Here is an 18339-nt window from a genome sequence, read left to right as displayed (position 1 = left end):
GTCCTTACAGTTGGTCGATGATGCGGCCCACGCCCTGACGGAAGGGGTCAACCACCGGCAATCCCAGTTGCTGTTCCAGTTTCGCCATATAAGCCAGCGCGTCCGCTTCACTTAACTGCGCACTGTTGATAGAGACACCAACGAAGCGGGCGTGTGGGTTGGTCAACCGCGCCATCGCCAGATTGAGGTCTATACAGGCTTGCAGGTCCGGCAGCGGATAGTCCACCCCTCGCATATGGGTACGGGTCGGTTCGTGGCATAGCACCAGCGCATCGGGCTGTGCGCCGTGGATAATCCCGGTGGTTACCCCGGCGAAAGAGGGATGAAATAGCGATCCCTGACCTTCGATAATATCCCAGTGGTCAGCGTCGTTATCGGGGGCGAGGGTTTCCACCGCACCGGCGATGAAGTCAGACACCACCGCGTCAATACTCACACCCGCGCCGGAAATCAGAATGCCGGTCTGGCCGGTGGCACGAAAGGTGGCGTGAGTGCCGCGAGCCAGCAGCGCCTGTTCAATTGCCAGCGCGGTGTACATTTTTCCGCAGGAGCAGTCAGTGCCGACGGGTAACAGGCGTTTGCCACTGCGTTTGCGGCCACTGGCTACCGGGAAATGCTGAGTCGGATGGCGCACATCAAACAGTGAGCGCCCGAGCTGGGTCGCCAGCGTGTTGATGGCTGGCACGTCCGCCAGTTTATTGTGCAGACCGGCCGCCAGATCCATGCCGTACTCCAGCGCCTGACGCAGTACGGCTACCCAGGCATCAGAAATGATACCGCCGCGGTTTGCTACACCGATCACCAGCGTGCGTGCGCCTGCTGCCCATGCCTCGTCGAGTGTCATATCAGGCAGGCCGCAATCCGCCTGGCATCCTGACATGCGATACTGGCCGACGCAGTATTCCGGATGCCACTGCTTAATGCCTATCGCCACTTTAGCGGCCAACTGGTCATGGGCATCACCCAGAAACAACAAATACGGTTTTTTGATCGTCATCGGCAACTCCATCATGAGAATAAAAAACAAAGAGAAAAGGTCGCCATCTACACGTGGATGAATCCATGTGTAAGAGGTATATCTCCGTCCACTTCAAGTTGTATAAATGGGTCTTGCCCTGTGGGGTGTGGCAAGCCGTGTTACAAGGCTCGAATGCGCCTTGTTCTAAAGAACCAACGCAATGCGCTGTATTCATTAACTCGAATTATTTTGGGTGTAGATAATTAACATCATGAAAATAATGAGCGCTGGCGTCTTTTCTTTAGAAGAATAAGACGAAAGCATAAGACCAATGTGCTGTTGTTTGATGCTATCAAACAGTTTTATATTGTCAATGATGGTTAAAAATAAGAATTATATTCCGTATTGTTGGTTTTTTATGTGGTTGATGTGGTTTCATTTCTTTTTTATGTAATGTAAAAATCTGCCTGGGGTTGAAAATGAAATGGTCGGCAGATTTTTATAAAACGAGATGTTGGGAGAATTATATTTGATTATTTCAGTGCGCTAATTGCATTATTTTAGTGCCACTGCACATTATCAGAAAAAAACATCTGTCTTTTTTCTTGAAATGTTAAAATAATCTAAAAGAGCTATCATTGTTGGGTTAATAAAAGGCACGGATAGCGTGCAGATGTGAATGCTAGCGATGATATCGGACGAATGGACTGCACTGAGATGGTTCAGCAATGAATAGCGAGCGAGCAGAAAATAAATACTGATGTAGCGTACACGCAGGTATCAGAAAGAAGGGATAAAGGGAGAACCGCACGGTCGCTATGATGCCTGCAACCTGATGCAGGATGACGAGAGCATGATGGCCGCCTTGTGTTTACGCATCTGGCAAGGTGGCGGTGTAAGCGGTATCTTTGTGGCGCGGTTCAATACGCAATACACCTGCAACGAGAAGTAGGACGAGTATAGAAAGTATGACGGGTATAGATGTCCGAGTCCAAACTGGTTATGCCAATAACGCCTACTGGGATAAGCTCTAAGTTGTCGCCTCACTGAGAACGCCTATGTCAGATAATAATAATTTTCAGTTCCGTGTTCTGCGTTTCCTTCGCACCTTGCCTTTTCGCGCTTCTCCCGGCATGACCACCGTGGTGTTTCTGGTAGCCTGTAGCCTGATTTTTATTACCAGCAGCGTCTGGAGCTTCTGGAACTCGTATCATCGGTTGTTGATAGATGCAGAAAAAAATGTCGTTAACCTCTCAGTAGCAATGTCACGTCAGGCGCAGGATACTTTTGTGCCCATTGAAGTGGCTATTGATGACATGCTGCGGGAATTATCACAAACCGGCATGCTGGATTCTTCGCGAGTTAAAAGTGTGCTCGATGCCCACCGTTCGGTATTGCCGCAATTAGTCGGGTTCTACCTCTTTGACAAGAATGGGACGCTGATTTCATCCACCGGCAAAGGGCCGTTGTATATCTACAATGTCAGTCGGCGGGAGCATTTTTCCTGGCTCAAGGAACATAATACGACATCGCTATTTATCGGTAAGGTAGTGACCAGTACGTTGACAGGCAAACGTGTTATCCCGGTGGCGAAACGAATCAATGGGCCGAACGGTGAATTCAAGGGCGTTTTCCTTGCCTCTATCGATCATAATTACTTTGGTAATTTTTACAGTTACTTTAGCCTGGATTACAACGGCGTGTTGTCATTAATGAACGCTGACGGGCATGCCATCTACCTCTACCCTAACCGCGATCAATACATTAACAGCAACTTCTCTGACGGTGGCCTGTTTGAAAAATCCCGGCTGGAGCAGGGCAGCGGCACGGGTATCTGGCGTACCACTCTGGATAACAAGGTGCGTATTGTCGGCTATGTCAAGCTGGAGCGTTATCCGCTGGTGGTAGCGGCAAGCCTTGAACGGGATGCGCTGCAGGCTCGCTGGCTGAAGGAGAACATATCGGCGATAGTGATTAACCTCATGGTGTTACTCGCCATGTTTTTCCTGGGGAACTTTGTGCTCAGGCAGGTCCGGCAGACGGTAAAAAACAAGGATGCGATTAGTCGTCTGCATCAGGAGGAAAGCGACAAGAATAAAATATTGCAAAAACTGGCCCTGATCGACCCACTCACCAAGCTGGCTAACCGTCGGCGTTTCGATCTCTACCTGGAGCAATCGTTGAACCGTGCTCGTGATGAAGGTGGGCCGTTGTCATTGATTATGCTGGATGTGGATTTCTTCAAGCGTTACAACGATACCTACGGTCATGTTTTAGGCGATCGTTGCCTGAACCAACTGGGCAGCGTATTGAACAGCCTGCCATTACCGGACACCGCTCTGGCTGCCCGCTATGGCGGTGAGGAGTTCGCGATTATTTTGCCCGGAATGAATGGTGAACAGGCTGCGGTATACGGTGAGAAAGTGGTGGAGAATATACGCCGCTGCGCACTGCCGCATGAGGCGTCGCTACTGCCTGAGCAGGTGGTGACGGTGAGCGTAGGCGTCTATTCACATTCCAACGATAACCCCTGCGATATTCAGCGCCTGAAAGAGGGGGCTGATCAGGCGTTATATCTGGCGAAGAAAAAAGGCCGCGGCCAGTGTGTACGACTATAATGCCGGTGAGTTATTGCCAGATGTGGGTATCGCTATTTTCATATAATAATATGATTAATATATAATTTATCTACCATTAACTGGTCGCAACACGGAATTGTCTCTGACCCACATCACTGATCGCATTGAAATATTTGATTAGAAAAAATTGAGTTATCCCCTCCTTCCCTTTCTATATTAATAAGAACTATTATCATTCTTTGTCTGATTCGCATCACTTGTGTGTGGCTGCCGGTATGTGCAGGCTGCCTTAAGGAGTATCCATCCATGTTTGTGCCGTTACTGATCATGTTCCGTGAAGGTCTGGAGGCCGCACTGATCGTCAGCCTGATTGCCAGCTACCTGAAGCGTACCCAGCGCGAACAGTGGCTGGGAGCCGTCTGGGCGGGGGTGGTACTGGCGCTGGCGTTATGTCTGGCACTCGGGGTCTTTATCAACGCCACCACCGGTGAATTTCCGCAAAAACAGCAGGAGCTGTTTGAAGGGATCGTGGCGGTGGTAGCGGTGGTCATCCTCACTTACATGGTGTTTTGGATGCGCAAAGTCTCTCGCTCAGTGCGCGTTCATCTGGAAGGCGCTATCGATCAGGCACTCAATGCCAGCAAGCGTCAAGGGTGGGCGCTGGTGGCGATGGTGTTCTTCGCCGTCGCGCGTGAAGGCCTGGAGTCGGTGTTCTTCTTGCTGGCCGCTTTCCAGCAGGATGTCGGTATTTACGCGCCGATTGGCGCGGTACTTGGGCTTGTGTGCGCAATTGCCGTCGGCGTGATGATCTACTGGGGCGGGGTGAAACTGCATCTGGCCAGCTTCTTCAAATGGAGCAGCCTGTTCATTTTGTTTGTTGCCGCCGGTCTGGCTGCCGGGGCGATCCGCGCCTTTCACGAAGCCGGGTTGTGGAATCAATTCCAGCAGATTGCGTTTGATTTCAGCGCCACGCTGTCGACCCACACCCTGTTTGGCACCTTGTTAGAAGGCTTGTTCGGTTATCAGGAAACACCGACGGTCAGTGAAGTGGTGGTCTATTTCCTGTACCTGATCCCGGCGCTGGTGTGCTTTTTCCTGCCACAGCGCATGGAGCCGAATGCGATGGCAACGGCACGTAAACATCATCACTGACGATTGTAATTTCAAGAAACTATCACCATTAACAATTAATGCAAAAAGGGATACGTCTATGTCTACACCTGTTTTTCGTCGTACGGCGCTGTGCGCCGCTCTGCTGGTTATGCCTGCGTTCAGTGTGCTGGCTGCGGATATTGCGCAGGTTAAGATAACCGTCAATGACAAGCAGTGCGAGCCGATGCAGGTGACGGTCGCGGCAGGTAAAACACAGTTTGTCGTCACCAACGCCAGCCAGAAAAACCTGGAGTGGGAAATCCTCAAAGGGGTGATGGTGGTGGAAGAACGTGAGAACATCGCGCCGGGCTTTACCCAAAAGATGACCGCGAATCTGGAGCCGGGTGAGTATGACATGACCTGCGGGCTGCTCAGCAACCCGAAAGGTAAGCTGGTGGTTACCGCCAGCGCTGAGGCGGCTACAGCCAAAACCAACGTTCTGGACCTGGTCGGACCTATCGCCGAATACAAGGTGTATGTGACCAAAGAGGTGGACGGGTTGGTTCAGCAGACCAAACTGTTCACGGCCGCCATCAAGGCCGGTAAGCTGGATGAGGCGCGCAAACTGTATGCGCCGACCCGTCAGCACTACGAGCGTATTGAGCCGATTGCCGAGCTGTTCTCCGATCTGGATGGGAGTATTGACGCCCGCGAAGACGACTACGAGAAGAAAGCTGACGACCCGAAATTCACCGGTTTCCACCGCCTGGAGAAAGCGCTGTTCGCCGATCACTCCACCAAAGGGATGGAGCATTACGCCGACCAACTCAATGCCGATACCCAGGAACTGCAAAAACGTATCGCCAGCCTGACCTTCCCGCCGAATAAAGTGGTGGGCGGTGCCGCAGGCCTGATTGAGGAAGTGGCGGCAACCAAGATCAGCGGCGAGGAAGATCGCTATAGCCGTACTGACTTGTGGGACTTCCAGGCCAACGTTGATGGCGCGCAGAAGATTGTTAACCTGCTGCGTCCGTTGCTGGAGAAGGCCAATCCGACGTTGCTTGGCAAAGTTGACGCCAATTTCAAAACCGTTGATAGCGTACTGGCGAAGTACAAAACCAAAGACGGGTTTGAATCTTACGAGAAGCTGAGCGATGCCGATCGCACGGCGTTGAAAGGGCCGATCACGACGCTGGCGGAAGATTTGGCACAGTTGCGCGGCGTGCTTGGGCTGGATTGAGGCGAGCAATCATGAGTCATACCACGGGCCCGCAAGGCGGGCCGACGTCTTCTCATCCCTCCGCGTGTCCGGCTCATCCTGACCTGGCTTCACCGTCACGCCGCCGCTTATTGCAAGGGCTGGGGATGATGGGCGGTGCGCTGGCGCTCGGTGCGGACCGGCTGGCGCAGGCGGAAGAAAAGCCGCAGGCAATGCAGGATGATCGCTGGGAAAAACAGCCGTATCTGGGCGAACATCAGGCGGGTATCGTCACGCCACAACAGGCGGCGATGATGCTGGTGGCGTTTGATGTACTGGCGACCAACAAAGCTGATCTGGTTCGGTTATTTCGGTTGCTGACCCAGCGTATTGCGTTTTTGACGCAAGGGGGCAAAGTGCCGGATGTAGACCCGCGCTTGCCACCGCTGGATTCCGGCATCATGGGGCCCGACATCTACCCGGATAACCTCACCATCACCGTGTCAGTCGGTGGGTCACTGTTTGACGAGCGTTTTGGTTTGCAGGCACTCAAGCCGCTGAAGCTGCAACGTATGACCCGTTTTCCCAACGATTCGCTGGACGCCAGCCTGTGTCATGGTGATCTGTTGTTGCAAATCTGCGCCAACACCAACGAAACGGTGCTGCACGCGCTGCGTGACATCATCAAACAAACGCCGGACCTGCTCAGCGTGCGTTGGAAGCGCGAAGGGTTTATCTCCGCACACGCCGCGCGCAGCAAAGGCAAAGAAACGCCGGTTAACCTGCTGGGTTTCAAAGACGGTACTGCCAACCCCAACACCGGGGATGACGCCTTGATGAACCAGATAGTGTGGGTCGATGCGGCATCTGGTGAGCCCGCATGGGCGACAGGCGGCAGCTATCAGGCGGCGCGTATCATCCGTTTTCATGTTGAATTCTGGGACCGCACACCGTTGCAGGAGCAGCAAACCATTTTCGGGCGGGAAAAGCACAGCGGTGCGCCGCTGGGTATGGTGAATGAACATGATGAGCCGGATTACAGCCGTGACCCAGAGGGGAAAGTGATCCCGCTGGATGCGCACATTCGTCTGGCTAATCCGCGCACGCCGGAGACCCGCGCCAACCTGATGTTGCGCCGTGGCTACAGCTACTCGCTGGGGGTATCCAATTCCGGCCAGCTGGATATGGGGCTGTTGTTCGTTTGCTATCAGGCTGATTTGGAAAAAGGTTTCCTGACCGTGCAAAAACGGCTTAATGGTGAGCCGCTGGAGGAGTACATCAAACCGATCGGCGGTGGCTATTTCTTCGTGTTGCCGGGGATAAAAAGCACGGATGACTGGCTGGCGAGCGGCTTGCTGAGCGCGTAAAGTCAGTGATCACGAATCATCCCTGAAAAACCGGAGAGAACACACCATGCTGGAGTTACGGCCCAACTGCGAATGCTGTGATGTCGATCTGCCGCCGGACTCATTGCTGGCGCGGATTTGTTCGTTTGAATGCACGTTTTGCGCCGATTGTGCGCAGGATAAACTCAACGGACACTGCCCCAATTGTGGCGGTGAACTGGTTCGCCGCCCGATCCGACCAGCAGAAAAGCTGGTGAATAACCCGGCATCGACCCGACGGGTGCTTGCTCGCTAGTGGGCGTATGGCATGGTGGCAGGTCGGCCATGAGCTTTCAGGCTTGCCGTTGATGGTGAGCTAGCCTGTAACACGTCTGTTAACGCGTAAAACATGCCCGTCGTCCCTCTGGCCGACGGGCTGTTTTATACGGGGATGCTGTTTTATATAGGCATGTTTTATACGGACATGTCGGCTAGCCATTAATCCGCGGATGCTGTGCTATCAGCAGGTTGCGTTTCTCTTCCAGCTCGGCGATCTGCCGGGCGAGTTCATCAATTTTCTGTTCAATACTGTCGTGATGCTCTCGCAGAATCGCTTTGGCTTCTGACAGGTCGGATGCGGCTGGGGTGGCACCTTTCAGCGGTTTGTTGGCCGTTTCTTTCATAAACAGGCCGGTCAACAGGCCGATGACGGCGATAACCATCAGGTAGTACGCAGGCATATACAGGTTATGGCTGATCTCGACCAGCCAGGCGGTGAGGGTCGGCGTCAGACCGGCTATCAAGACCGAAATGTTAAAGGCGCTGGCCAGTGCGCTGTAACGAATCGGGGTGGGAAACAAGGCCGGTAAGGTTGATGCCATCACGCCGGTAAACGCGTTCAGGATCACCGCCAGTAGGAGCAGACCGGCGAAAATCAGGCCGATCATGTTGCTGTTGATCAACATAAAGCTCGGTATCGCCAGCACAAACAGGGCGATGCTACCGATAATCACAAACGGCTTGCGGCCGAAGCGGTCGCTAAGCAGCCCCATCATCGGTTGCACGAACAGCATGCCAATCATAATCGCGACGATGATCAGCACGCCGTGGTTTTCTGAATAATGCAGGCTGTGTGACAGATAGCTCGGCATGTAGGTCAGCAGCATGTAGTAGGTCACATTAGTGGCTATCACCAGCCCGATACACACCAACAGGCTTTTCCAGTGATGGGTCGCAATGTCGCGAAACGAGGTTCCCGGCCCGCTGGTTAGCCCCTCGCGACTGTCTTGCTCCAGCTTGTTGACATGTTGCTGAAACGCTGGTGTTTCTTCCAGTGCATGACGCAGATACAGGCCGATGATGCCAAGCGGCAGCGCCAGGAAGAAGGGCAAACGCCAACCCCATTCCAGAAACGCCTGTTCGCCGATAAGCGTAGAAATCAGCACCACGACGCCAGCACCCAGCACGAACCCGGCAATGGAGCCGAAATCCAGCCAGCTTCCCATAAAACCGCGCTTGCGATCGGGTGAATACTCCGCCACGAAAATTGACGCGCCGGTATATTCGCCACCGACGGAGAACCCCTGTGCCATTTTAGCCAGCAGCAGCAGGATAGGTGCCCAGATGCCGATGCGTTCATACGAGGGAATCAGCCCGATACAAAAGGTACTGATCGACATGATGATGATGGTGATAGCGAGGATTTTCTGGCGGCCGTACTTGTCCCCTAATGCGCCGAAAAACACACCACCCAGTGGGCGGATCAGAAACGGTACCGAGAAGGTCGCCAGCGCGGCGATCATCTGTACACCGGGGTCGGCGCCGGGGAAAAACACCTGGCCCAGCGCATAGGCAACGAAGCCGTAGACGCCAAAATCGAACCATTCCATGGCGTTGCCGAGTGCGGCGGCGGTGATGGCTTTACGCAGACGACTGTCATCAATAATGGTGACATCGTCCAGCGCAATGGGTTTTACACGTTTTCTCTTCAATTTCATAAAGTAACTAACCTTTTTATTATCGTGACATGAAAAGGGAGGTGAAGCGTGGGGAAAACACCGTCTGGCCGGGTATGACGTCAGGTGCTATCGGGTAGTGTGGTGAGAGAGTTTTGCGCGCTTGCCTGTGGCTGCGCTTCCCATCGGCGATGGGGTGCGACACCCTCTCATCCTCCCCCTTGAGCATCCGCCGGGTCGGGTCATCAGGGTGATGTTGACCTGGCGTGATCGCGTATCATGTCCTGCGGTGATACCGCTCTGGCAGGCATCGTCAATACGCAATGTCGTTAATAATATCACAATTTCTTAATTTATAAAAATAATCGACATTTTTTGATATTTTATGTGGTTTTAAATGTCGGTTTAATGGCTTTTTATTGGTGTTTTATGCTGTAGGATATGGCTGTAAATATCTACATATTCGAATTTTCATATGTATTGTTGATTTTATTACGCTGCAGAGTACCCTATGCCTAAATGAGAAGGAGGAATGAATGTCTCTGACAGCCCTGCAGCTTTTCAAAAATCTGTCCGATGAAACTCGCTTGGGTATCGTCTTACTGCTCAGTGAAATGGGCGAGCTGTGTGTATGCGATCTCTGCACGGCGCTGGATCAGTCTCAACCCAAGATTTCCCGCCATCTGGCAATGCTTAGGGAAAGTGGTTTGTTGCTGGATCGCAAGCAGGGTAAGTGGGTTAATTACCGGTTATCCCCGCATATTCCTTTCTGGGCTGTTCAGGTGATAGAGCAAGCCAGGTTAAGCCAACAGGACGACGCACAGGCCATCGCCCATAAGCTGGTATCGGTCAACTGCTCTGGTAGTGGTAAGGCTGTTTGCATCTAAAAAATTTGCCTGAATATATGCGATTTTACGAATGTGAGGTATGCAGAACGAAAACGTTAAAGGTGTTTGACCCGGCAATGTGCTGCAGTACCGGCGTATGTGGTTCAGATGTCGATCAGGTTCTGGTTGATTTTTCTGCTGATGTGCAGTGGTTGAAAGAGCGTGGTGTAGCCGTCGAACGTTACAACCTGGCGCAACAGCCTATGAGCTTCGTTCAGAACGAGAAGGTGAAAACATTCCTCGAAACCTCTGGAGCAGAAGGGCTTCCGCTGTTGTTGCTGGATGGTGACATAGTGATGGCAGGACGATACCCAAAACGCGCTGAACTGGCTCGCTGGTTTAGTATTCCGTTGGAGAAAGTGGGTTTAGTTCCCAGCCGTTGCTGTGGTGGAAATACATCCTGTTGCTGAGTATGTCAGGAGGATATATGAAATTCTTACTATAAGCATTGCGGAGTGTAATAAAAAATTAACTTAAATTTTTGAAAAAATAGATTATCTTAAATGAATAATTAAATGGAGGTTAATTTGAAAAATATTTTTACCCCTGCATCGGCTAAAAATGAATATCAAATCAAAAAAAATATCGAGAAGAATGGACTATGTATCATCAACGAACTAGAGACCATAGATGACTTCAAAAGAACCTCCAATTCATTGGGTAACGTTTATAGGCATCGCGATTCTTTATCAAACGGTATTACTAAAATAGCGCATACAGACGCTAAAAATGCAGGCAGAGGGTTTTCTGGCTTTACCAATGGTTCTTTAGAATTTCATACGGACAGGAGTTGCTTAGAGAAGCCTCCCACATTAATGATGCTATTCGCTGAGCGAAATTCCCATCTTGGAGGATATAGTCGCCTGGTTGATGGAAAACACTTAATCGAATTATTATATAAACATGATGACCGCAGTACATTAGATTTTCTCGCATCGCCCGGGCAAGCTATCTATAGCGATGCTGAGCTAACCTATAAAGGCCCTCTACTTTATAAAAGAGATAATGGTAAATACGGGTTAAGATTTCGTTGTGATGGAAACGGGTATTATTCTTATCAAAACTTTGAGAAAGTAAGAAAAGTTATCGAGGCTTGTCGCGACATTGAACACTCCTTTATTTTACCGGAGTTATACGCCTTGGTTATTGATAATGAAAGATGGTTACATGGACGGACGAGTTTTGATGGAGAGCGCAGTATGCTCCGTTTGCTCGTAAATACCGGTGATTGGTATGAACCAGGCTTCTCAATTAGCGAAGGAATAAATCAATGAGTGATCACTTAGTGACGCATTTTCCTGTATCTATAAAAGGAATAGTCTTCCTAAAAAACAAAATTTTACTATTAAAAAATGAAAGAGATGAATGGGAGTTGCCAGGAGGCAAACTTGAAGCCGGAGAAACGCCGGAAGCCTGCGTAATCCGCGAGATAGCGGAGGAAACTCAGATCAACTCGTCTATTGAGCGTATTGTCGATACTTGGGTCTATCATGTGAATGAAGTTGACGTTTTGATCGTTACATACTTGATGCATATCTCAAACCCGGAGGTTGGTATCATGAAAGTTAGCCATGAGCATAAAGAAATTGGATTGTTTTCAACTTCTCAAATTGGCGAGTTGAATATGCCAGAAGGTTATAAAAACTCCCTGCAAAAAGTGATTATTTAGTAATGGGTTATACAAAAACTAATGCAGTAATTTTATCAAGCATATCGATGGTTTTGTACATTACTTCCGATATAATAACCAAACTATTCCTAAAGGATGTTAATGTTTCAATAATATCTTTGGTAAGATTTTTTTATGGTGCCCCTTTAATTTTCTTTATACCATTAATAAAGTCTATCAATAAAAGCACTTTGATTTTCTCAACGATTAACATTCTGAACTCTGTAGTAGGCGTTATATCGATAGTAACAGGAACAATTTCAGGCTTTGCTATTGCAAGTCAGTTAAGACCTGTTTTTATCGCTGTCTTTGCAACAATTTTTTTCAGGGAGAAAAACAGTTACAGTGAATGGGTTTTATTTTTTTTGATTTTTGCAATAAGTTTTTTACTGTTTGGAAACAACCCGGGAATTGCCAATAAAGCCAACATTATTTTTATCATTACTATAGCACTGCAAGCATTTACTTTCTCAGCATTTAATCAAAAAAATAAAAATAACCCTTTGTCTTATATGGCAATATATAATTCCTTAGGGTTTTTAATCTGTTTAGCATATGTGCTACTTTCAGGAGTAAATATCACTGATCTATTTTCACACTATCTTGCTTTATCAATAAACGCAATAATTGCATTGGCTGGAAGTTTTTTTTCTATTTTATCTATGAAAACCACTTATAAATTACATGCAGGCTCAGTCAACTACTTACGCCTTCCCATAACCCTTTTGGCTGCATTTTTCCTGTTTGATGAGAATATAAGCATGGAGGTAATAGCGGGTTCTATAGGGATACTTTATCTTATCTATAAACTTAACGTAATAAAAAAAACCACTGTCATTAAGGTTGAACTAAAAGCTTAATACAATCCTGCAGGAGGCTGGCTACTGCATGTGTAAGCACACCCGTTTTAGTTCCATGCACTTTTTGAGATATCCGGTTTTTTGACCCTGACCCAAAATCAGTGCAGTGCTAAATCAGAGATCTTCGTCTTTCCGGAGACTTCGGATAAATTCAGCCGGAGTCATGTCATTTAATGATGAATGCGTTCTCTCATGATTGTATTCCCTGCGCCAGTTGTCGAGTTTCTCCTGCGCATCTTCCAGTGATAAAAACCAGTGAATGTTCAGGCATTCGTCGCGCAGGCTACCGTTAAATGATTCAATAAACGGATTATCTGTCGGTTTTCCGGGGCGGGAGAAGTCCATCGTGACACCGTGTTCATACGCCCACTTATCCAGACTTTTCGAGATAAACTCGCTGCCGTTATCCGTCTGAATACGTACCGGCAGGCGCTTATCCAGCACCCGAAGCGCTTCCATTACGCTGACCACATCGTCACCTTTCAGGGATTTTCCAGCATGGATCGCCAGACATTCCCGACTAAAATTATCCACTACAGTCAGTGCCCGGAAACGCCGCCCGTTAAACAGATTATCCGACACAAAATCCATACTCCAGCACTGATCGACATGCGTCAGCGTCGGGCGCTGCTGACGGCGTGCTGCACTGACATGCCTGCGGGGCCGCTTTCTGCGCAGATTCAGTCCTTCCAGACAATAAATCCGGTGGGTTTTCTTGTGGTTAACAGGCCAGCCTTCCCGGCGTAACTGGATATGAATGCGTGGACAACCGTAGCGTATCCGGGTTTCTGCTATCTCCCTGATGCGCAGGGTTATCGCCCGATCGTCACGCCGGCTCAGCCAGTGGTAAACCGTTCTGCTCTGCATCAGCAGCCCGCAACCCCGCCGGACGCTGATACGGTAAGCCTCCAGCAGGAAATGTACCGCCTGGCGCTTCTGAGCCGGCCTCAGAACTTTTGCTTCAGCACCTCCTGAAGCATCTCTTTGTCCAGACTCAGATCAGCCACCAGTTTTTTCAGCCGCTGATTTTCATCCTCCAGGTGCCGCAGACGTCGCAATTCCGTCACGCCCAGACCGGCAAATTTCTTTTTCCAGTTGTAAAAGGTGGCCTCAGAAATGCCCATCTTTCTGCAGACTTCCCCGACGCGGGTGCCGGTTTCGGCCTGTTTCAGCGCAAACGCAATCTGTCCTTCGGTATAACGGGTCTTTTTCATGGCGATGTGCCTCCCGGCGAGATGGAAGAAAGACCGGATACCTCAGTTTAGACTGGCACTGTTTTCAGGGAGGAGATCACTGTTGCTTTCCAGCCTGTCGCCGCTCTGATCGGGTTAGTGTGGGGTGTTTACGTGTGTTGTCCGGCGTTTTTCACGCCAGTGGTTGTAGCGCTCTTGTATCCGCATCACCGTCACAAAAAACACCGGTACGAAAAACACCGCCAGCACGGTAGCGCTGATCATGCCGCCGAACACGCCGGTACCGATGGCGTGCTGGGTTTCGGCGCTGGCACCGGATGCCACCATCAGCGGCACCACCCCCAGCACAAATGCCAGCGAGGTCATCAGGATGGGGCGTAAACGCAAACGCGCTGCCGTGACGGCGGCATCCACCAATTCATATCCTTGTTCGCGTAACTGTCTGGCGAACTCGACAATTAAGATGGCATTCTTGGCGGATAAGCCGATAACGGTGATCAGCCCCACTTTGAAGAACACGTCGTTAGGCATACCGCGCAGAACGACGGCCAGCACCGCGCCGAGCAGCCCCAACGGCACCACCAGCATCACCGAGACGGGAATAGACCAGCTTTCATACAGCGCCGCCAGCACCAGAAACACCACCACCATCGACAGCAACAGCAACATCGGTGCCTGGGCGACGGATTGCCGCTCCTGCAATGATTGCCCGGTCCATTCAATGGTGAAGCCGGGGGGAAGCTGTGCCGCCAGTCGTTCCATCTCGGCCATTGCTGCTCCGCTGGATACGCCGGTGGCGGCCATGCCGGAGAGGCGGGCTGCCAGCACGCCCTGATAGCGCGTCAACTGCAACGGGGTATCGCTCCACACCGGCGTGACCACTTCTTTGAGCGAAACCATACCGCCTGAGCTGTTACGCACGTAGAGTTTGAGCACATCATCCAGTTGCATACGCGCTGGCGCATCGGCCTGAATGATCACCTGTTGCATGCGCCCGGCATTGGGGAAGTCGTTCACGTACAGTGATCCGATAGCGGCAGACAAGGTGTCGCTGATGGTACTGAACGAGACGCCGAGTGCTTCCGCCTTTTGGCGGTCGATTTTTAGCTGAACCGCGCTACCGGGCGGCAGGCTATCCGGGTAGACACTGGTGACAATCTGGCTGTGGGCCGCCAGCGTCAGCAGTTGTGCTTCCGCCGCTTTGAGCGCCTGATAACCCCGGCCGGTGCGATCCTGCAGACGCAGGGTAAAACCTGACGACGTGCCAAGCTCATCGATAGCCGGTGGCATCAGTATCATGCTGGTGCCTTCACGGAGGGTCGACATCGCCTGTTGCGCCAGCGCGATTTCAGCGCGCGTGGTGGTGTCGCCACGCTCAGACCAGCCTTTTAAGGTGGTAAAGGCCATGGCGGCGTTAGGGCCGGAACCGGAAAAGCCAAAACCGAGAATCGACATGTTGGATTCGATCTCTGGGCGCGAGGCAATGTGCTGTTCGTAGGTGTTGACCACATCCAGCGTTCGCGCTGCAGTGGCGTCCGACGGTAACTGGAATGACGTCATAAAGTACCCCTGATCTTCTTCTGGCAGAAAATCGGAAGGCAGCTCACGGAGGATCCACGCCAGTGAACCGGTCAGTACGGCGAACAGCAACAGCATACTGCCGCAACGGCGCAGTAGCGTACGGGTACCAGTGGCATAATGATGCGTCAGTTGCTCGAAACGGCGGTTAAAACCACCGAAGAAACCGTGTTTGGTGTGATGGTCATCGGCGACGGGCGTGAGCAGCGTGGCGCACAACGCAGGCGTTAGCGTCAGCGCCAGAAACGCCGAAAACAGGATCGACACCGCCATCGATAAGGTAAATTGCCGGTAAATCACGCCTACCGAACCGCTGGCGAATGCCATGGGAATGAACACCGCCGACAGGACCAGTGTGATAGCGATAATCGCGCCGGTGATCTCCTTCATGGCGCGGGTGGTGGCCGCCTTGGGGGATAATCTTTCCTGTGCCATTAATCGCTCAACGTTCTCCACCACCACGATGGCGTCATCCACAATGATGCCGATCGCCAGCACCATGCCGAACATGGTCAGCACGTTAATGGAAAATCCCGCCGCCAGCATCACAGTGAAGGTGCCGAGCAGGGCGATAGGGGCCACAATCGCTGGGATCAGGGTATAGCGTACGTTTTGTAAAAACAGGTACATCACCAGAAACACCAGCACCATCGCCTCAATCAGCGTCCTGAGCACCTGCTCGATGGAGAGTTTGACGAAAGGCGCGGTGTTGAACGGCAACGAATAGTCCATACCCGCTGGCATGGATATTTTCAGTTCGGCCATCCGTTGGGCGATGGCATTGGCGGTACGTACCGCATTGGCACCCGGTGCCAGTTGCACCGCGGCGGCGCTGGCGTCTTTGCCGTTTTCACGCACAGAAAATCCGTAAGACTGGGCTCCGAGTTCAACGCGTGCTACATCGGCTAACACCACCCGGGAACCGTCTTCTCTGGCGCGCAGCACGATAGCGGCGAATTGCTCCGGGGTTTCCAGTTGCCCTTGTACCGTCAGCGGGATCGTCACCCGTTGTCCCGGCAAGGTGGGGGCATCGCCGAGCCGTCCGGGCGCGATTTGCATGTTTTGCTGGGTAATGGCGGTCGACAAATCGTTCATGGTCAACCCGTAAGACAACAGCTTGTTGGGATCGACCCAGATACGCATCGCCTGTTCCGCGCCAAATAGCTGGATGCGGCCCACCCCGTCAATCCGGCGCAATTCCTCGACAATGTGGCGAGCCAGATAGTCACTCAGTTCGACCTCATCGTAGCGCCCGTTATCCGAGGTCAGGCTGACCATCAGCAGAAAACCAGAGTCGGCAGACTCCACCTGCATGCCGTTTTGTCTGACGGTTTGCGGTAACCGCGGTTCTATCGACTTGAGGCGGTTTTGCACATCCACCTGTGCCAGCTCCGGGTCGGTGCCCGGTTTGAACGTGACGTTGATCTGCGCCAGTCCGGCTGTATCTACCGATGACTCGAAGTACAGCAGGTTTTTCACACCGGATAACTCACGCTCCAGCAGCCCGACCACCGCATCGTTGAGCGTTTTAGGCGTGGCACCGGGATAAGACGCGGTAATGGAAATGGTTGGCGGTGCCACCGACGGATAACGGGCAATCGGCAACTGGGGAATGGCGAGTGTTCCCAGCAGCACGATGAACAGGGCTATCACCCAGGCGAACACCGGGCGCTGGATAAAAAATTGCGGCATGGTACCTGACTCCTTATGCGCTTAGCGTGAGGCCATGTCAGTGGCGGACGGCACTTTTTTCCAGTGCTGGGTTGCCACCCAGGCACCGTCGTTCAACCTGTCGCCGCCTTCTATCACCACCACTTGACCGGCGGTCAACCCGGCGCGGATGCGGTATTGCCGGTTGACCAGCTCGCCAGGCTCAACCGTGACGATGTGCGCTTTGCTGCGGCCATCAACCAACCAGACTTTGGCCTCGCCGCCATTGCGTGTGACGGCCTGTTGCGGCACCAGCAAGGCATCGGTGTAATGGCTGAGCGGCACGCGGGCGCGAACAAACATCCCCGGTAGCAGTTGTCGTTGCGGGTTGTCGACCAGAATCCGCAGCAGCACGTCGCCGGTGCTCGCATCCACATTGATGCCGGAAAACAGAATCCGCGCCGACATCGGGTAGGGCTGGCCGTCGCTACGCAGGATCTCCACCGGGATACCGTCACTGTTTTTAGCCCGCTGGTTCAGCATGTCGCGTAGCTGTTCGAGCGAGGAGGCGGGCTGGCGCACATCGACGTACACCTGGTCAATTTGTTGAACCCGTGCCAGTGGCGTGGCGTCGCTGGTGTTGACCAGCGCGCCTTCAGTAACCAGCGCCTGATCGATACGCCCGGTAATGGGGGACTCGACCGTTGCGAAGCTCAGATCGAGCTGGCGACGCGCCAGTGTGGCGCGGGCCTGTGCGACATCGGCGGCGGCCTGTTCGCGCTGTGCCGTCGCATCGTCGTAGCTCTGCTGGCTGATAGCGCCGGTACTGAGTAAGGGCTTAAGGCGTGCGACCTGAATCTGTGCCCGGTTTAATACCGACTGGGCGCGTTGCAGCGTGGCGTGGGCGGTATCGACCTCGGCTTTGAACGGCGCAGGGTTAATCTGGAACAGCGGTTGTCCGGCACGGATCTCGGCACCCTGTTCAAACAAGCGGCGCTGGATGATGCCGCCCACCTGCGGGCGGATTTCCGCCGTTCTGACCGCCGTCACCCGGCCGGGTAGATCGTCGGTCAGGGTAATGGGGGTCGGTTTTACGGTCATGATGGTGACCTTTGCCGGTGGCGCTTCGACCGGGATCTCGGGCTGGTCGCAGCCGGTGAGCAGCATGCCCACCAGTGCCAGCAGTACGCCATGTCGACACAACTGCTTGAGTGACACCGGCAGGCGTGTTGTTGCCATGTTCGCTTCGGTTTGACCCGGTACGGCCAACAACAAGGCCGATAACATGCAGGCGATCGAATATTGATGCGATTTCTTGGTATTCATATAACGTCGTAATCCCTGTTTACCGGCCATAAGGTGGCCAGACTGCGGGAGTGTGCGACAGCTGTGTGC

Annotated in this window: 15 protein-coding genes; 10 read left to right on the top strand and 5 right to left on the bottom strand. The window is 52.3% G+C overall.

Going from position 1 to position 18339, the window contains the following annotated elements; genetic code table 11:
• Positions 1-4 precede the first annotated feature (4 nt).
• Entirely contained in the window at positions 5-997 is a 993-nt protein-coding gene (gene dgcN / locus FGI04_RS12095) for an N-acetyltransferase DgcN (RefSeq protein WP_342699964.1), read from the bottom strand.
• 1019 nt (positions 998-2016) lie between these two features.
• Here dgcN and FGI04_RS12090 point away from each other — a divergent pair.
• The 5 genes from FGI04_RS12090 to FGI04_RS12070 all read left to right on the top strand — a co-directional run bounded on the left by FGI04_RS12090 (position 2017) and on the right by FGI04_RS12070 (position 7468).
• Positions 2017-3576 (top strand): sensor domain-containing diguanylate cyclase, encoded by a 1560-nt coding sequence (locus FGI04_RS12090; protein WP_342699963.1) that lies wholly within the window; start codon positions 2017-2019, stop codon positions 3574-3576.
• A gap of 267 nt (positions 3577-3843) precedes the next feature.
• A complete protein-coding gene (efeU, locus tag FGI04_RS12085; RefSeq protein ID WP_342699962.1) occupies positions 3844-4689 on the top strand; it encodes an iron uptake transporter permease EfeU in 846 nt (281 codons plus the stop codon).
• A 58-nt stretch (positions 4690-4747) separates the two neighbouring features.
• Positions 4748-5869: an iron uptake system protein EfeO gene (efeO, locus tag FGI04_RS12080; RefSeq protein WP_407336795.1), complete on the top strand. Its 1122-nt coding sequence runs from the start codon at positions 4748-4750 to the stop codon at positions 5867-5869.
• Between the two features lie 11 nt (positions 5870-5880).
• Entirely contained in the window at positions 5881-7194 is a 1314-nt protein-coding gene (gene efeB / locus FGI04_RS12075) for an iron uptake transporter deferrochelatase/peroxidase subunit (protein ID WP_407336794.1), read from the top strand.
• Positions 7195-7240: 46 nt separating this feature from the next.
• Positions 7241-7468, top strand: coding sequence for a DUF1272 domain-containing protein (locus tag FGI04_RS12070; protein ID WP_012884030.1), 228 nt, complete (start codon positions 7241-7243; stop codon positions 7466-7468).
• A 175-nt stretch (positions 7469-7643) separates the two neighbouring features.
• On the opposite strand, the gene proP is transcribed toward FGI04_RS12070, so the two are convergent.
• Entirely contained in the window at positions 7644-9149 is a 1506-nt protein-coding gene (proP, locus tag FGI04_RS12065; protein WP_168365290.1) for a glycine betaine/L-proline transporter ProP, read from the bottom strand.
• Positions 9150-9643: 494 nt separating this feature from the next.
• Between proP and FGI04_RS12060 the strand changes: the two genes are divergently transcribed.
• The 5 genes from FGI04_RS12060 (at position 9644) to FGI04_RS12040 (ending at position 12523) form a co-directional block, all read left to right on the top strand.
• On the top strand, positions 9644-9994 hold the full coding sequence (locus FGI04_RS12060) for a transcriptional regulator (RefSeq protein ID WP_342699958.1): 351 nt from the start codon (positions 9644-9646) through the stop codon (positions 9992-9994).
• Between the two features lie 17 nt (positions 9995-10011).
• Positions 10012-10404 carry an arsenite efflux transporter metallochaperone ArsD gene (arsD, locus tag FGI04_RS12055; protein ID WP_407274732.1) on the top strand — a complete coding sequence of 131 codons (393 nt, stop codon included), beginning with the start codon at positions 10012-10014 and terminating at the stop codon, positions 10402-10404.
• A 117-nt stretch (positions 10405-10521) separates the two neighbouring features.
• On the top strand, positions 10522-11268 hold the full coding sequence (locus FGI04_RS12050; RefSeq protein WP_407273190.1) for a TauD/TfdA family dioxygenase: 747 nt from the start codon (positions 10522-10524) through the stop codon (positions 11266-11268).
• Positions 11265-11663 carry an NUDIX hydrolase gene (locus FGI04_RS12045; protein WP_342699956.1) on the top strand — a complete coding sequence of 133 codons (399 nt, stop codon included), beginning with the start codon at positions 11265-11267 and terminating at the stop codon, positions 11661-11663. The genes FGI04_RS12050 and FGI04_RS12045 overlap by 4 nt, the downstream gene beginning before the upstream one ends.
• A gap of 2 nt (positions 11664-11665) precedes the next feature.
• Positions 11666-12523 carry a DMT family transporter gene (locus FGI04_RS12040; RefSeq protein ID WP_407273191.1) on the top strand — a complete coding sequence of 286 codons (858 nt, stop codon included), beginning with the start codon at positions 11666-11668 and terminating at the stop codon, positions 12521-12523.
• Positions 12524-12637: 114 nt separating this feature from the next.
• Here the strand turns inward: FGI04_RS12040 and FGI04_RS12035 are convergent.
• The 3 genes from FGI04_RS12035 to FGI04_RS12025 all read right to left on the bottom strand — a co-directional run bounded on the left by FGI04_RS12035 (position 12638) and on the right by FGI04_RS12025 (position 18270).
• Positions 12638-13737, bottom strand: a protein-coding gene (locus tag FGI04_RS12035; protein WP_407336793.1) for an IS3 family transposase whose coding sequence is annotated in 2 segments (ribosomal slippage) — positions 12638-13482 and positions 13482-13737 — 1101 coding nt in all. Because the reading frame shifts where the segments join, the coding sequence is not laid out codon by codon here.
• 114 nt (positions 13738-13851) lie between these two features.
• Complete coding sequence (locus FGI04_RS12030) at positions 13852-16986, bottom strand: multidrug efflux RND transporter permease subunit (protein WP_407336792.1); 3135 nt, start codon at positions 16984-16986, stop codon at positions 13852-13854.
• A gap of 21 nt (positions 16987-17007) precedes the next feature.
• Positions 17008-18270 (bottom strand): efflux RND transporter periplasmic adaptor subunit, encoded by a 1263-nt coding sequence (locus tag FGI04_RS12025; RefSeq protein WP_407336791.1) that lies wholly within the window; start codon positions 18268-18270, stop codon positions 17008-17010.
• Positions 18271-18339 lie beyond the last annotated feature (69 nt).

It is taken from the genome of Dickeya ananatis (assembly GCF_019464615.1).
GTDB lineage: Bacteria > Pseudomonadota > Gammaproteobacteria > Enterobacterales > Enterobacteriaceae > Dickeya > Dickeya oryzae.
This window is presented reverse-complemented; position numbering and strand designations above follow the sequence as displayed.